At 43.4% G+C, this 15,606-nt stretch carries 10 protein-coding genes; 6 read left to right on the top strand and 4 right to left on the bottom strand.

Annotated elements, in window-relative coordinates:
• The 3 genes from Q0081_RS22285 to Q0081_RS22295 form a co-directional block, all read right to left on the bottom strand.
• Positions 1-3,947, bottom strand: a 3,947-nt coding sequence (locus tag Q0081_RS22285) for a translocation/assembly module TamB domain-containing protein (protein WP_298358773.1), incomplete at its 3' end; no start/stop codon positions are given.
• 119 nt (positions 3,948-4,066) lie between these two features.
• The gene (locus Q0081_RS22290) at positions 4,067-4,804 is read right to left on the bottom strand and encodes a hypothetical protein (RefSeq protein ID WP_298358776.1); all 738 of its coding nucleotides are present in this window, start codon (positions 4,802-4,804) and stop codon (positions 4,067-4,069) included.
• 127 nt (positions 4,805-4,931) lie between these two features.
• Positions 4,932-5,984, bottom strand: coding sequence for a pyruvate dehydrogenase complex E1 component subunit beta (locus tag Q0081_RS22295; protein WP_298358779.1), 1,053 nt, complete (start codon positions 5,982-5,984; stop codon positions 4,932-4,934).
• A gap of 304 nt (positions 5,985-6,288) precedes the next feature.
• Between Q0081_RS22295 and Q0081_RS22300 the strand changes: the two genes are divergently transcribed.
• From Q0081_RS22300 to mnmH, 4 genes are all read left to right on the top strand, one after another.
• A complete protein-coding gene (locus Q0081_RS22300; RefSeq protein ID WP_298358782.1) occupies positions 6,289-7,182 on the top strand; it encodes an OmpA family protein in 894 nt (297 codons plus the stop codon).
• A gap of 184 nt (positions 7,183-7,366) precedes the next feature.
• Positions 7,367-9,019: a S41 family peptidase gene (locus tag Q0081_RS22305; RefSeq protein WP_298358785.1), complete on the top strand. Its 1,653-nt coding sequence runs from the start codon at positions 7,367-7,369 to the stop codon at positions 9,017-9,019.
• Between the two features lie 159 nt (positions 9,020-9,178).
• Positions 9,179-10,111 carry a methylenetetrahydrofolate reductase gene (locus Q0081_RS22310; RefSeq protein WP_298358789.1) on the top strand — a complete coding sequence of 311 codons (933 nt, stop codon included), beginning with the start codon at positions 9,179-9,181 and terminating at the stop codon, positions 10,109-10,111.
• Positions 10,112-10,127: 16 nt separating this feature from the next.
• Positions 10,128-11,156, top strand: a complete 1,029-nt coding sequence (mnmH, locus tag Q0081_RS22315; protein ID WP_298358791.1) for a tRNA 2-selenouridine(34) synthase MnmH — start codon at positions 10,128-10,130, stop codon at positions 11,154-11,156.
• Here mnmH and Q0081_RS22320 read toward each other — a convergent pair.
• On the bottom strand, positions 11,153-12,157 hold the full coding sequence (locus tag Q0081_RS22320; protein ID WP_298358795.1) for a YpdA family putative bacillithiol disulfide reductase: 1,005 nt from the start codon (positions 12,155-12,157) through the stop codon (positions 11,153-11,155). The two genes, mnmH and Q0081_RS22320, sit on opposite strands and share 4 nt — an antisense overlap.
• A gap of 213 nt (positions 12,158-12,370) precedes the next feature.
• Here Q0081_RS22320 and Q0081_RS22325 point away from each other — a divergent pair, with 213 nt between their 5' ends.
• Both Q0081_RS22325 and Q0081_RS22330 read left to right on the top strand, forming a co-directional pair.
• On the top strand, positions 12,371-13,939 hold the full coding sequence (locus tag Q0081_RS22325; RefSeq protein WP_298358797.1) for a S10 family peptidase: 1,569 nt from the start codon (positions 12,371-12,373) through the stop codon (positions 13,937-13,939).
• Positions 13,940-14,209: 270 nt separating this feature from the next.
• Positions 14,210-15,508 (top strand): serine hydrolase, encoded by a 1,299-nt coding sequence (locus Q0081_RS22330; RefSeq protein WP_298358799.1) that lies wholly within the window; start codon positions 14,210-14,212, stop codon positions 15,506-15,508.
• Positions 15,509-15,606: the final 98 nt, after the last annotated feature.

Here is a 15,606-nt window from a genome sequence, read left to right on the forward strand (position 1 = left end):
GTCAGGTCGTACGAGCCTTGCGTCAATTCATACAGTCCCAAAATAAAAACTTGACCGCTGGGCGAAATCCCCGCGTTAAGTTGAGCGTTTCCTCTCACTTTCAGGTTGTCGCCGTTAAGTTCATCTACCACAATGGTGAGTTGTGAGCGGTCGTCAACTTCAAGATTGAGTGAAATTTCAGAGGCATAATCGACTGACTCAGATGCTATAGTATCTGCTCCAGCTTCCGATTTATTAGGGTTGATAAACTCTACTATTCCTTCCGTATCGCTACTTCCCAAATTATCATCCGGCAAAACAATTGAAATGTCACTTCCTTCTTTCAGCTTAACCGATCCGTCAATGGCGGGCTTTGTGCCAACGCCTACTACGTGTAAATTAGCATCTACAATTCCTTTTCCATAGAAAAGTTCATTTTCTTTCCGAGTGGCATTCAATACCGTAAAATCTTTTCCTGCGATGTTTAAGTCGTAAGAAACCGCAGGAATTTTGGCAATATTGATTTTTCCGTCAATTTGCAAGGGGCGGTTGGTCGTATCGCTTACAATGAATTTTTGCAATAAAATATCCGAGCCTTTAAACTGTAAACTGCTGTTGTTGATGCGATAGGTAGCTCCCAACTGCGTAACATTAAACGAAACGCTGTCAAAGCCCACACTTCCGTCAATCTGAGGTTTATCAATAGCTCCTTTAATAGTCGTCTGTCCCGTCAACGAACCACGCGTACGGCGCAGTTGCCCGAGGCTGAAGGCTTCTACGGTTTGCATTCCCATTTTACGGATGTCCGATTTCAAATCCAGCGGCGTTTTGCTTTTTAGTAAATAATTTCCACTCAACCGCACATCGTTCAGGGGGCTTTTGAGGGTAGCCTCAGCCACAATGTTATCGGCTGTTTTATTATCGGCTTTTACATTCAAATCACCAATGAGGATATTGGTAAACGTAAATCCTCGAATGGAAAAGTCGCCCGTAAAAGCGGGATTTGTCTGAGTATAATTTTGGATAACGACGTTCCCGTTCAAAACACCGCCTACTAACATAGAGTCTGCTGCAATTGCCACCAGCGGACGCAAATTGAGACTGTCCATTTGAACCTGAATGGGGCCATTGGGAGTATCGGTCAGGCTGTTTACAAAAAGTCGCTGACGATTTTGCTCAATTTTAAAGTCTTTGGCCAGTAATCCATCTTTTCCAAACTGTACATAACCCGTTGAATCAGAACGCCAATTTTTGTAATCAAGCAATAATCCGCGTCGGCGTAATTGAAGGCGATAATTATTGTTCACTGAAGCCAGCATACCTTCCAATCCGTGGCGGTCTTTATTCACTGAATCTTTCAGAACCAAGTTAAAACCGACGATGTTGTTGGCTATTTCGCCGTTTAGAAACGTGCGTTGAATTTTGGTGGTACCTGTTGTGACCTTATCCACATGAGCATCGTAATTGGCTTTATTATTTGCTCCTGACAACGTAAAACCAGCTTGTTGTACCAAAATGCTGTCGTACTCTACCAACGGCGCCTGCAATTGTACCCGTAAAGTGGTATCCTGCTGACTGGCCAATTTCATTGAAAACCGCACGGTATCCATGCGCATCAAATCGGGGACGAATGCTTTCAGTACGGCGTGATTGACCACTTTGCCATCCAACGCAAAACGATAGGGGCTTGTTACGGGCTTGTATTGAATATCGGGTAAAGCAAAATACTTATTGATTTCGGTCAATAGAATGTCGGCCAGTTGCTCGTACCGAAACACACCCGTCGCCTGTGCTTTCAGGAAAGGAGCATCAATAACGGCCAATCGTTCTCCGTTTTCATTTTGGATATTGACCGAAATATTTTGTAAAGGAATTACTTTGTCGTCCTGTACCAAAACCCCGTCCTTAACCAACAGCGTGCCGCGAGGGTCTTCGGGATTAGTAGAAGGGAAATTAGCCGTTATTTTTCCGCGAATATCTATATTTTCGGTGTACAAATGAAGAGGTTTCAACTTCAATTCCTCAATGTCAACTTCGGATGAAATAACAGGATATTCAGGCCGTAAATCTGCCTGAAGTGTCAAACGTAAGTTGGCATTGGGGTCAGCGATTCGGGCTACAAAATCAGCCACCTGTTGGCGGTACGTTCCTTCCAAATTCAGATTTTGATAGGTGTATCCTTTTACATCTGCGCTCAAAACCGTTCCCTTCAATTCGGTCTGTAAGGTTTTAGGGTCAATCCCCTGACCATTTACCGTAGCGGTCAATGAAAGTTTGCCAAGTTGCTCAGGCGGCTGTTTCAGGAATTTGCCTGCGTTAAAATCCTTGAGCACAAGTGTTCCCTGATATCCTTGGTTTTTGCCTTTAACAAAATTTTTTAGGGTTCCTTCAAAGGTTGCATCCCCCATATCTGAGGCTAATCGGGTATTGAGTGTAAGGTCGTTGAGGCTTCCTTTCACTTTGCCCGTCAAAAGTATTTTTACAGGGATTTCAATCGAAGTAGGTAACGTATTTTTAGGAGCAATTCGCTCAATATCAGTGCGAGTCGTTGCCAATTCTGAGATTTGTAAATCCAGCACCATTTTTTGCGGGTCAGGCAATCCCGCAATTTTTCCTTCCATGCGCAGGTGTGATCCTTCCAGCGTACGAACGTCAACGGCTTTCAACTGCAACTTGTTGACTTTCCCCATCACAATACCATTTACCTTCACAATTGCGTTCGGATTGCGGTCAAAAGGAGGTGTTTTTCGGAGCGTAGGCATCCAGGTAAGTACGTCTTTAAACCCTACCTGACTATTTTGTAAATTGACATCTACGCTTACGTTACCGATATTTTTTGATAATTCATCCAATGAGCGGTAGCGCAAAACGGCACGGTTGCGAAGAATGGTTTCGTTGGTTTGTACCAACAGATTTTCAAGCGAAGTTTGGGTATTGGAATACACAAAATTGGTTTGCAATTGCTTTAAAACAAACCCTCTTTTTTCCACCATACTTCCTGATTTCAGTTTCCCCGACGTGCGTTCAGGAGTAAACAGAAAATCCTGTAACTGCGTGTTGAAATTGCTGACATCAAGGTTCAAATCAGCTGTCCGAAAAACTAAATTTGTATTTTCAAGTCCCAGTTTTTTGAGCGAAACCGCGAGTTTGTTCAGATAAATATAGTCGCTTTCTACGTTTAACTGACCAATTTTTCCGCCGGTTTTCAATTTTTGGATTTCGTCTTCGTAGGCGATATCGAAATTTTTAACCTGAATTTTTCCCAATTTTAAATCCAGCGAATCGGATGGATTAGAGGCAACTTCTAAGCTATCTGTTCCTGATTTGGTTGTGCGAAGTGGGGCGTACATCCGAACGGAGCCTTTGCCGACGTTCAGATCAGTAGTCGTCAAATGATACCGATTGAGAGTAGGATTAAAGGCTGAAAAATTTACATTTGACTCGCTGAGCCAAAGATTGGCGTCGGTTCCGATGAGTGCATCACGGTAGACCAATCGTACATTTTTGAGCTTTACGGCATCCAAGCGCATTTCCATCGGTGCCGATGTAGTATCAGGCAAAGAATCGGGGTTGGCAAAAGCTTTCGTAATAAAGGTAAAATTGAAAGTAGTATCGGGTAGAGTACGGTGAACATTGAGGTAGATATTTTCCAAGTCCACTTCATTGATACCGACCTTGTTTTGTAAAAGCCCCCACACATCCAAGTCCAGAAATACGCGTCCTCCCGCAATTAAAGTATCGCGGTGGGTATCTTCCAGATACACATTTTGTAATTCTATCCAGTCGGGCAGCTGAAAACGTACGTGAGCTACCTCAACGCGTGTTTGTAGTTTGTTGCGAAGATAAGACACCACGCGGCGAGTTAGCCAGTCTTGACCTGACCCTGTTTGTAACCAAACAATGGCCGTACCTAAGACCAACAATAATCCAATGAAGGCCAGAAGAACTATTTTGCCTACTTTTCTCAAACCGGTATGGCGATGTTACCACGGGGGTGGTACGGTGGTTAATTACTTCTACTGTATTCATTACATAGATGCCACGGCTCCATGTCGTGGCATCACCATTAATCTATTACTTTCACTATCTATCTGGCAAAAGCATTGTCAGCGATGGCTGAATTAAACTCTATCGTTGTCGTTACTTTGACGGGTTTTTTGTCAATACTGCTTACAAACGTAGTTTCTGATGGATACGAAATTCCGTAGACCGATTTGGCATATTGCGAATGGTCACGCGTTTGAACTTCGTTGGTGGGCAGCGTTACTTTCTCTCGTACCAACAATCCGCTTGCTGCCTCAAAAGACAGGTTGTATTTTACTCCTTTTCCCTCAAGTTCAACCTGATAAGCAGGTTTTCCATTGATTTGCTCCGTGCCAACCACCGTAGCGATGTAGCCTTTCTGAGCATAATCAATGAAAGGAGCAACCAAATCCCGCAATTCACGGCGCATGGTTTCCCGTTCTTTTTCGCTCAAATCACTTGTCTGGAACTGAGTTACTTTATCGCGGCTGCCGATGGGTATCTTCACCCAGCCATCTGTTCCTTTAATTCCGTAAATAAAGTCCCGCTTCATGATGGTACGGGTTTTGGAAAGTGCCTGCATAGGCAATGAACCTTGCAATGCCAAATCGTAATCATTGGCAGTGCCTGCGCGATACGCTTGTTTTATGGTATAGGTTTGAACTCCGTCCCAGAGAGCTTTTCCGCCAGTGGCTTGGTAATATTTGTTAAAAATACTGTCAGCAGTGACCGCGGCAGTTTGCGCATGAAGCCCTGCTTGGGCAACAATCAGTACTACTATGGTTTTTAGGTATCGTTTCATGGTTAAAAGATTTATTTTTGGATGAATAACTCCAAAAATAGTAGTTTTATGATAAGCAAAGCACTAAAAAATCGTGCCAAACAAAAAAGCCCCTTTCGGGGCTAAAAAGTAAATCGTTAAAATGGTATTAGCTACGATACAGCACTGCCTTCACAGCATCAATCGTACGTTTCACGTTTGGCAAAGCAGCCTCCACCAACGTAGGCGCATACGGCAACGATACATCCATGTTGTTGACCCGAATAACGGGAGCATCCAAATAATCAAAGGCTTTACGTTGAATCATGTAAGTCAATTCGGTGGCGATGGATGATAAAGGCCAGGCCTCTTCCACTACAACGCAACGATTGGTTTTCTTAACGGAGTTGATAACGGTATCATAATCAATTGGGCGAACGGTGCGTAAATCCAGCAATTCAGCATTGATTCCCATTTTGGCCAATTCTTCAATGGCCGGATTGACCACGCGGGGAATCATTTTTCCAAAAGAAACAATAGTTACATCCGTACCTTCTTTTTTCACTTCGGCTTTGCCCAATGGAATGATGTATTCTTCTTCGGGTACTTCGCCTTTATCACCGTACATTACTTCTGACTCCATAAAAATAACGGGGTCATTGTCGCGGATAGATGCTTTCAGTAAGCCTTTAGCATCGTATGGGTTAGCAGGAACAACTACTTTCAAACCCGGTGTATTGGCGTACCAATTCTCAAAGTTTTGTGAGTGTTGTGCTCCTAATTGTCCGGCATTACCGGTGGGCCCGCGGAATACGATGGGGCAACCGTACTGTCCGGCCGACATCGAAAGGATTTTGGCGGCAGAGTTAATTACTTGGTCAATTGCTACGAGCGAGAAGTTAAAAGTCATGAACTCTACAATCGGGCGTAATCCATTGATACCGGCTCCTACGGCGATACCGGCAAAGCCTAATTCAGCAATAGGCGTATCAATCACCCGTTCCAGTCCGAACTCATCAAGCATTCCTTGGCTGACCTTGTAAGCTCCATTGTATTCGGCTACTTCTTCACCCATCAAAAACACACTCGAATCGCGGCGCATTTCTTCAGAGAGGGCTTCGCGCAAGGCTTCACGGAAAAGTATTTGTCTCATTGTATGTGTAAAATTCTGGATTTGGGGTTGAAAACGGGCGTAAAAATAGGAATTTTTTCGGAAATCCATTGATATTTCAAACCTATCTTCCTCTTCATCTATAAGCTTTGAATCTCCTTTGGTTGTCAATCGGTCAGATGTACTTCGCTATGGCTAATTAGTACAGAATCAATCTTTTCAATGCCATATACCAACAGGATATGGCTGAATTTTAGGGGATAATGATGCTTTAACAAAGTATTTATAAAAAAATTTACAAAACGAGTGGTAAAAAAAGGCAGGAATTCAGTTTCTATAGTAGAAAATCATCACAAACCCTTTAATTTTGTGACGAAAACCTAACTACAAACATCCACTTTTAACCTCATAAAAAATGAGAAAAATTATTTTATTTTCCTTGTCCGTCCTTTTATTTGCCTCATGTAACAAAAAACAGTTGGCCCAATTAAACAAAGAAAAGACTGATCTTCAGGCTTTATTGGATAAAAGCAAAACTGATTGTGATGCCTTGACTGCAAAACTCAACAATGACATTAGTGATTTGAAAAACCAAATCAAATTGAAAGATGGCGATGTCACCAACGAAAGAGCAAAATTGAAAGCTCTTGAAGATGAGTTGGCGTATTTGAAACGTACCAATACTAACCTTCTTGATCGCCTTTCTGATTTATCCATTGTAAGCAAAGATGGTGCAGAAAGCATTAAAAAATCATTGGATGCGCTCAATCGTCAAAGTTCTTATATTCAGGATTTGAACTCTAACCTACGTCGCAAAGATTCTCTTAACTTGGCATTGGTGATGAATTTGAAACGTTCCTTAGAGAACGTAAACGATCAGGATGTGAATGTGGAAGTGAAAAAAGGGGTAGTTTATATCTCTCTTTCCGACAAAATGTTGTTTAAGTATGGCAGCTATGACATTACTACGCAAGCTGAAACAGTGTTAGGTAAAATTGCTAAAGTGGTAAACGACCGCAAAGATTTTGATATCTTGGTAGAAGGCCACACGGACAACATGCCCTACAACAGTGCATCTGCTTTGGAAGACAACTGGGATTTAAGCGCAAAACGTGCAACTTCAGTAGTACGTACACTTCAAAAGAAATACGGCGTAGCTCCTGAGCGTATGACAGCCGGTGGCCGTGGCGAATACGTACCTAAGGTGACTAATTCTGACGCTTCCAGCCGCAGCACTAATCGACGTACTGAAATCGTTATTTTGCCAAAATTGGATCAGTTCTTCCAATTGTTTGAAGCAGGGAAATAACCCTGCTTCGCATCACTATTATCAAACGAGCGATGTCTTTCGAGGCATCGCTCGTTTTTTTGATGGAATTACATAACTTCGTGAGCATTTTTCGTTAGAATACTGTTAACAATCCGGAATCCCTCAGAATATGGCTGTTCTGATAAATTAACTCTCCTTTGGGGCAGGGGGCTACTGTTTTTCCATGAAACATTTACGTAAACTTACTGTAGCTGTCGTGTGTGTTGTCGGTTTAGGATTCTTTGCCTTCCGAAACGACGAACGTTTTTTTGAAATTGCCCGTAACTTGGACATTTACGCTACGCTGTTCAAAGAATTGAATCGCTATTACGTGGACGAAATCAACCCCAATCGTCTTACCAAAATGAGTATTGAATCAATGCTCAAAAACTTGGACCCTTACACCAATTTCTACGCCGAAGATGAAATTGAAGACTACCGCACCATGACTACGGGGCAATACACGGGTATTGGTGCTGTAATCACTACGGTGAAAGGTAAAAATATCATCTATTCCATCCTCGAAGGCTCTCCCGCTGAAAAATCGGGATTGCATATTGGAGATGAAATCGTAAAAATTGACGGGGTGGATTTAACCGCCCGCAAAGATGCTAATCCGGATAAATTGATGAAAGGCCAAGCCAATTCAGTCGTGAAATTGGCCGTGAAGCGCGTGGGCAGTAAAGACCCAATTGAAATGAGTATTACTCGGGAGTTTGTAAAAACGGGCAATGTGCCTTATTATGGTATGTTGACTGATGAAGTGGGTTACATTGACCTCAAAGACTTCAACCAAACGGCAGCCAGGGAAGTAAAAAATGCGTTGGTAGAACTGAAGGGAAAAGGAATGAAAAAATTGGTGTTGGATGTTCGTGAAAACCCGGGTGGATTGCTCGACCAAGCTGTTTTGATTTGTAATTTGTTTATTCCCAAAGATGCCGAAGTGGTATCAAATCGTGGTAAAGTAACGGAGTGGAACAAGACCTACACGGCTCCCATGGCGCCTGTAGATACTGAAATTCCGATGGTTGTATTGGTGAACGGACACAGTGCGTCGGCTTCCGAAATTGTATCGGGTGTAATTCAGGATTATGACCGCGGTGTATTGATTGGGCAGCGCACCTACGGGAAAGGGCTTGTCCAAACCACTCGTGATTTGTCATACAATACGAAGTTGAAAGTAACCGTTGCCAAATACTACATTCCGAGCGGACGTTGTATTCAGGCCATTGATTACAGTCACCGTAATGCCGATGGTAGTGTAGGAAAAACACCTGATTCGCTCAAAGTGGCCTTCAAAACCCGTAATGGTCGCGTGGTGTATGACGGTGGCGGTGTAGAGCCCGACGTAGCGACGGAAGTGGTCAGTCGTACACCTATCATCAATAGCCTTAATACCAAAGGACTGATTTTTGATTATGCACTTCAGTATCGCGCTACTCATCCAACTATAAAAACTGCCAAAGAATTTGAATTGAACGATGCTGATTATCAGGATTTTGTCACTTGGATCAAAGACAAAGAATACGATTATACTACCCAAGTGGAAAAAGACCTTGGGAACCTTGAAGCGTCGGCCAAAAAAGAAAAATATTTTGATGTTATTCAGGACCAATTGAAAGCGCTCAAAACAAAACTGACTCACAGTAAAGAAACGGATTTGATGATGTTCAAAAAGGACATTAAGCAAATGTTGGAGCGTGAAATCATGTCGCATGTCTATTTGCAAAAAGGCGAACGCGAATTTGTATTTCGCACCGATGCGGAAGTAAAAGCGGCTTTGGATCTGTTTAAAGACATGCCTCGTTACGATAAAATCTTAAAAGGCCAGAAGTAAAGTTTAGGTACTTTTGGCAGCGTTTAGCTTTCTGAATAATTGTGATTAGAACCTCCCTTTTTCAAAAAATGAAAGGGAGGTTCTAATTTTTTATATTGGATAACATCGTGGCTAACCCTCTACTTCCTACATTTGCATCCTCATTACGAATTCAATTGTATGTTTTTAAATAGAATTAAGTCTAAGGACTCAGGTATATTACTCTACGGTATCACCCCGCCAAAATCACAAACGGCTCCTGAAAAAGTAAGCGAAATAGCCGAAAAAACATTAGCTCGCCTTCACGGGCTTGATATTGACGCACTTATCGTTTACGACGTGCAGGATGAGTCGGCCAGAACTGCCGAAGAACGCCCTTTTCCATTTTTGAGTGCACTTGACCCGTTCGACTTTGCTCGTGAATACTTGCAACCGCTTCAAATTCCAAAGATTATTTATCGCCCCGCGGGTAAATTTACGAGAGAAGAACTTCGTCAGTGGATCATTGACCTGACCTCGCAGGAATTTTTTCCTGTGTTTGTAGGTGTTCCCTCTCCTGACTTTCAACCCATCACCAGCCTTCCGGAAGCCTATCAAATTTGGCAGGAGTATCGGGAAAATTCAGTAATAGGCGCAGTGACCATTCCCGAACGTCACGCGGTTCTGAATGACGAGGACCAACGCATTCTGGATAAAATGTCGAATGGCGTCAGCTATTTTATATCTCAGTGTGTTTTCAACGTGAATTATGCCAAAAAAATGCTGGCTGATTTGGCACAAACCTGTGAAAAACAACAACATGAACTTCCTACCGTCATTTTTACGATTACGGCTTGTGGCTCAAAGAAAACCCTGCATTTTATGGAGTGGTTGGGTATTCACATTCCTGATTCCGTGAAGGAAAATTTGTTGGCTTCTGAAAATATTTTAGAGGCATCGGTTGATCTATGCCTTCAAATCGCAGAGGAGCTGACCAATTTCTGTACCGCTAAAGGGATTCCATTCGGCTTTAATATTGAAAGTGTAGCCATTCGGAAAGACGAAATTGAGGCTTCGATACGGATGGTGAATCAAATCAGTGAGATGCTTAAAAGTCAGGGAATAAGAAAATAAAGGTGATATTTACGGCATGGCTAAAAATGTACTTTCCCCTGCTGATTTTCTTCAAGAATCCCAAACTGTTCCCGTCATTGACGTGCGTTCCCCCGCGGAATATGAACATGCCCATATTCCAAACGCCATTAATGTACCGCTTTTCAATAATGAGGAGAGAGCCCAAGTGGGTACCTGTTATAAAAAACTGGGAAGAGATGCGGCTGTCAGATTAGGGTTGAAACTCATCGGACCCAAACTTGCCGATTTTGTTGAGCAGGCCGACCAAATTGCCCCCAACCGTGAAGTATTGGTTCACTGTTGGCGCGGTGGAATGCGAAGCGGTAGTTTTGCTTGGTTGCTCAGAACCGCAGGCTTTCAGGTGCAAACCTTGGAAGGAGGCTACAAGGCGTATCGCAACCATGTCTTAACGGCTTTTGAACGGCCTCAGAACATCGTTATTGTAGGAGGTCATACGGGCAGTGGCAAAACGGATATTTTGAGAGAATTAGCAGTCTTGGGAGAACAGGTGATTGATTTAGAAGCCATTGCCCATCACAAAGGTTCGTCTTATGGTGCCATTGGACAGGCACCGCAACCTTCTTCCGAACAATTCGAAAATTTGTTATACCAACCTTGGAGCCAGCTTGACCCTATCCGCCGCCTTTGGTTAGAAGACGAGAGCCGACATATTGGTACTTGCTTTATTCCGTTGGCTCTTTGGCAACAAATGCGGGAATCTTCTGAAATAGTATTTGTTGATGTTCCCAAAAGTGTCCGTGTTCAAAGGCTTGTACGTGAATATGCGGGCTTTGGAAAGGAACTTCTTCAACAAGCAACGGAGCGCATCAAAAAACGCCTCGGCGGGCAACATTACAAAGCCGCCATCGAGGCGTTAAACTGCGGCGATTACACTGCTGTGGCCGATATTTCCCTCAATTATTACGATAAAGCATATCTCTACGGCATTTCCCAACGCGATGCTTCTAAAGTAATTCGGTTAGAATTATTGGATGATAACCCTCAAGCTACGGCAAAATGGTTGGTTAAGCAGATTGGCATTTAAATACGGTCAATCAACTCCTTCACTTTCCGTACTTCGCGACCTGCGATGTGGTCGATGATGGCAACGGCGTGGTCGCGGCCATTTTCAATAAATACTTTTTCGGTATGAATTCCCGCGATAACCGTTCCACATAAATAAAGTCCGGGAACATTGGTTTCAAAAGTTTCGGGATCAAACACGGGAATCATAGTGGATTCGCGAAGTTCAATGCCGCAACGTTGGAGCAAGGCACCGTCGGGGATGTAGCCTATCAGCATGAAGACAAAATCAGCCTCCATCCATTCTTCTTCGCCCGTCAGTAGATTGTCTACCAGAATTCGTTTGGGTTCAATGGCTTTGATCAGGCTGTTAAACTTCGTTTTTATCTTTCCTTCTTTTATGCGGTTTTTTACGTCAGGAACCAACCAATATTTTACCGTTGGACGAAAATCTTCTCCCCGGTGAACGATCGTCACGTCTACATCGTGGCGATACATTTCCAAGGCGGCCTCCACGGCCGAATTAGCGGCTCCAATAATGACGACTTTAGAAAAAGAATATTGAAAAGGCTCGTCGTAATAAGGTGAGACATGGGGAAGATTTTCCCCGGGAATCCCCAGTTTTCGAGGAAAGTCAAAGTAGCCCGTAGCAATAATTACTTTGCGAGCCTGATAAGTCTCACCCCCAACTGTTTGCACTTCAAAAATAGCATCCTGCTTTACTACCTGAGCTACTTCAGTAAAAAGCTTAAAATTCAAATGGTAGTAACCGGCTACTTTGCGATAATATTGCAACGCTTCGCTTCGATTGGCTTTTACTTCCGAAATTGGGAACGGAATGCCGCCAATCTCAATGTTTTCGGCCGTTGAAAAAAAACGCATTCGTTTGGGATAACGTCGAATGGACTCAGTAATGCTTCCTTTTTCAAGGATAAGATGACTTAAACCTGCTTTGGCTGCCTCAATTCCTGCGGCTAATCCGCAAGGCCCGGCTCCAATTATTACTACATCATATAACTTCATGGTGTAACTGTCTTATTTGAATTGCAAAATTATGTCTTTCGTTCCAATAGTAGTCTCATTAATTGGGTTATATAGCGGCATTTTGTACGAATAAAGCTATATAAACTGCGCTTGGCTTTTAATTTGGACGTTCCTCTATTTTATTGCAACTTTAATACCTCTTAGCATGTGCTTTGTTGATTGTATTTTTCATTTCCAAACTTAAAACCCCTTATGAGAAAAAACGTACTCTTTTCGGCGATTTTACTGAGTAGCTTCTATTTTTCCAATGCTCAACAACGAGCAGCCGATCGACAAGCCCCTTCACCGACGGTGCCTGCTGCCATAGCTGCCCCTGCCAAGGAAGACAAACCCTCTTCCGGCAATAATCTGACTTTTAATCCTGACTCTTTTGTGGTGACTGAGCACGAAACCACGGTCAAAGGTCAAAAATTCCCTTACCGCGCTACTACGGGTACCATGCCGGTTTGGGATGAGGATGGAAAGGCAATTGCGGGACTTTTTTATACGTATTATGAAAGAACCGACGTGAAAAACCGCACGACCCGTCCTTTGGTTATTTCCTTTAACGGTGGTCCGGGCTCGGCTTCCGTTTGGATGCACATTGCGTATACGGGACCAACGCTGCTTAACATTGACGACGAAGGAAATCCGATTCAGCCGTATGGTGTCAAAAAAAATCCGTATTCAATATTGGACGTAGCCGATATTGTTTTTGTCAACCCGGTCAATACTGGCTATTCCCGCCCTACGAGCAAAGACGTTCCAACTTCTAAGTTCTTTGGAGTCAATGCCGATATTAAGTACTTGGCCGAATGGATTGGTACGTTTGTGACGCGTAATAACCGTTGGGCGTCGCCTAAGTTTATCATTGGAGAAAGTTACGGCACTACGCGTGTGTCTGGACTTGCGCTTCAACTTCAAACTTCGCAATGGATGTACTTTAATGGCGTGATTTTGGTTTCACCTACTGATTTAGGAATTGAGCGTGGTGTGGTTTCAGAAGCGGCCTTAAAATTTCCTTATTTTGCCGCTACGGCTTGGTACCACAAAGCATTACCTTCCGATTTGCAACAAAAGGACCTGACGGCTATGCTGCCGGAAGTTGAAAATTTCACAATCAACGAACTCTTACCGGCTCTCAGCATGGGAGGGTTTTTGGAAGAATCAAAAAAGAAAACCATTGCCGCCAAAATGGCGCGGTACTCAGGGCTTTCTGAAAAAGCGATTTTGCAAAACAATTTAGACGTACCTCTTCAATATTTCTGGAAAGAACTCCTGCGTGACAAAGGCTACACAGTGGGACGTTTGGACTCTCGCTACAAAGGTATTGACCGGAAAGAGGCCGGCGATAAACCTGATTTTAACTCAGAGCTAACGTCTTGGTTGCACTCCTTTACGCCCGCAATCAACATCTATTTGCGGAACGAGCTTAATTACAAGACCGATTTGAAATACTATATGTTTGGCCCAACCAATCCCTGGGATCGCACGGGCGACCAAACGGGTGAGAACCTGCGTTCGGCCATGGCGCAAAACCCTTATTTGCACGTGATGGTACAGTCGGGTTACTATGATGGTGCCTGCGATTATTTCAATGCCAAATACAATATGTGGCAAATGGACCCAAGCGGAAGACTGACAGACAGAATGAGTTGGAAAGGCTACCGCAGCGGACACATGATGTATTTGCGCAAGGAAGACCTTCAAACGGCCAACGAAGATATTCGGGAATTTATCAAACAATCGTTGCCAAAACCGGGCGAGCCCGCGAAGTATTGATTTGTTCATAACAACATTTTAAGGGCGGGGCCGCGCGGCGAACCGCTTATCTCCGCCCTTTTTTTGTTTTTTTCCATCAAAGGGCTAAAGCCCTCAAAATGAGGGGAAAATTTGCCTTTATCCACGCCATTAATGGTGCGGCAACTGCTCCTCCACGGCATCATCAATCTGCAATAATTAACTCGGCTCTTTTTTTAGTGAGTTGTTCACAAACTCAGTAAAATTCTGTGGATAATTGCTTGATAGTGTTGTAAAAACATAATGTTGACTATGAAGCAATTTTTTATTGTTCTGAGCCTATTTTCCTTTTCCATTTTACAGGTAACTGCCCAAACTAAATCCCTTAAAAATTCGCCACCATTGTCCGAAGCCGCTCCCGAAACCGTGGGAATGTCGTCGGAGCGTCTTTCTCGGTTGGATGGCGTTTTGCAGAATGGAGTTACTCAACACTCCGTTCCGGGCGTAGCGGCCATTGTAGTTCGCAATGGAAAAATTGTCTATCACAAAGCGTTTGGAATGGCCGACAACGGAGCCAATCGTGCGCTCAAACGTGATGATATTTTTCGGATTGCTTCCATGTCCAAAGCCATTACTTCTACAGCAGTGATGATGCTGTGGGAAGAAGGCAAGTTTCAATTAGACGACCCGATTTCTAAATACATTCCTGAGTTTAAAAATCAGACTGTTTTGAAAAACTTCAAGTTTCAGGACAGTACCTATACGACCGAACCCGTTAAATCAGAAATTACAATTCGACATTTGTTGACGCATACCTCTGGACTTGGCTATGGAGTAATTGATGGCGACGAAAAGTTCAAAGCCCTGTATTACAAAGCAGGGATTGTGGATTTGTTCACGACCGAGCCCGTCAAGATTGGAGATAATATCAAGAAGTTGGCAAAATTGCCTTTGCATCATCATCCCGGTGAGAAATATGTGTATTCGGAAGGCCTGGATGTATTAGGCTATTTCATCGAAATCATGTCAGGAATGCCGTTTGATGAGTTTTTACGCAAACGCCTTTTTGAGCCCTTGAGCATGAATGATACGTATTTTTATCTCCCCGATTCAAAAGCTTCTCGGCTGGTGGCGATTCAAAAACCTCAAAATGGGCAGTGGGTGCGTTATCCCAATACCTTTTACGATACAGACTACCCAATCAAAGGAGCCAAAGCCTTTTTCTCGGGTGGAGCAGGATTGTCAAGTACTGCGAAAGATTACGCTACATTCTTACTAATGTACCTGAACGGCGGTGAGTTGGGCGGAAAGCGTTTTTTGAGTCGTACGACTATAGAAACCATTATGAGCAATCAAGTAGGAGAGCTTTTGGGCGGCGACAAAGCAAATTCTTCGTATGGGTTGGCATTTGGTTTACTGAACAAAGCGGGAGAAGAAAAAGGAGCCAAAGGAAGTGCCAGGACTTTTGAATGGGGTGGCTATTTCAACACCAACTATTTTGCCGACCCCAAAGAGAAAATCATTGGGGTGATTATGAAGCAGACCCAAAGCAGCGGAGATAACCTCAATAATCTGTTTCGACAACTGATTTATCAATCCATTGATGATTAGCCCCCTACCCCCCAATGGGGGAATAATGTCAAACTAATGCTCTCCCATCGGGACGGTACGCCGCGCGGGTTGGGGGGCTTTAAACCCAAAAAATAAGA

This window comes from Runella sp., assembly GCF_027484545.1.
Lineage (GTDB): Bacteria > Bacteroidota > Bacteroidia > Cytophagales > Spirosomataceae > Runella.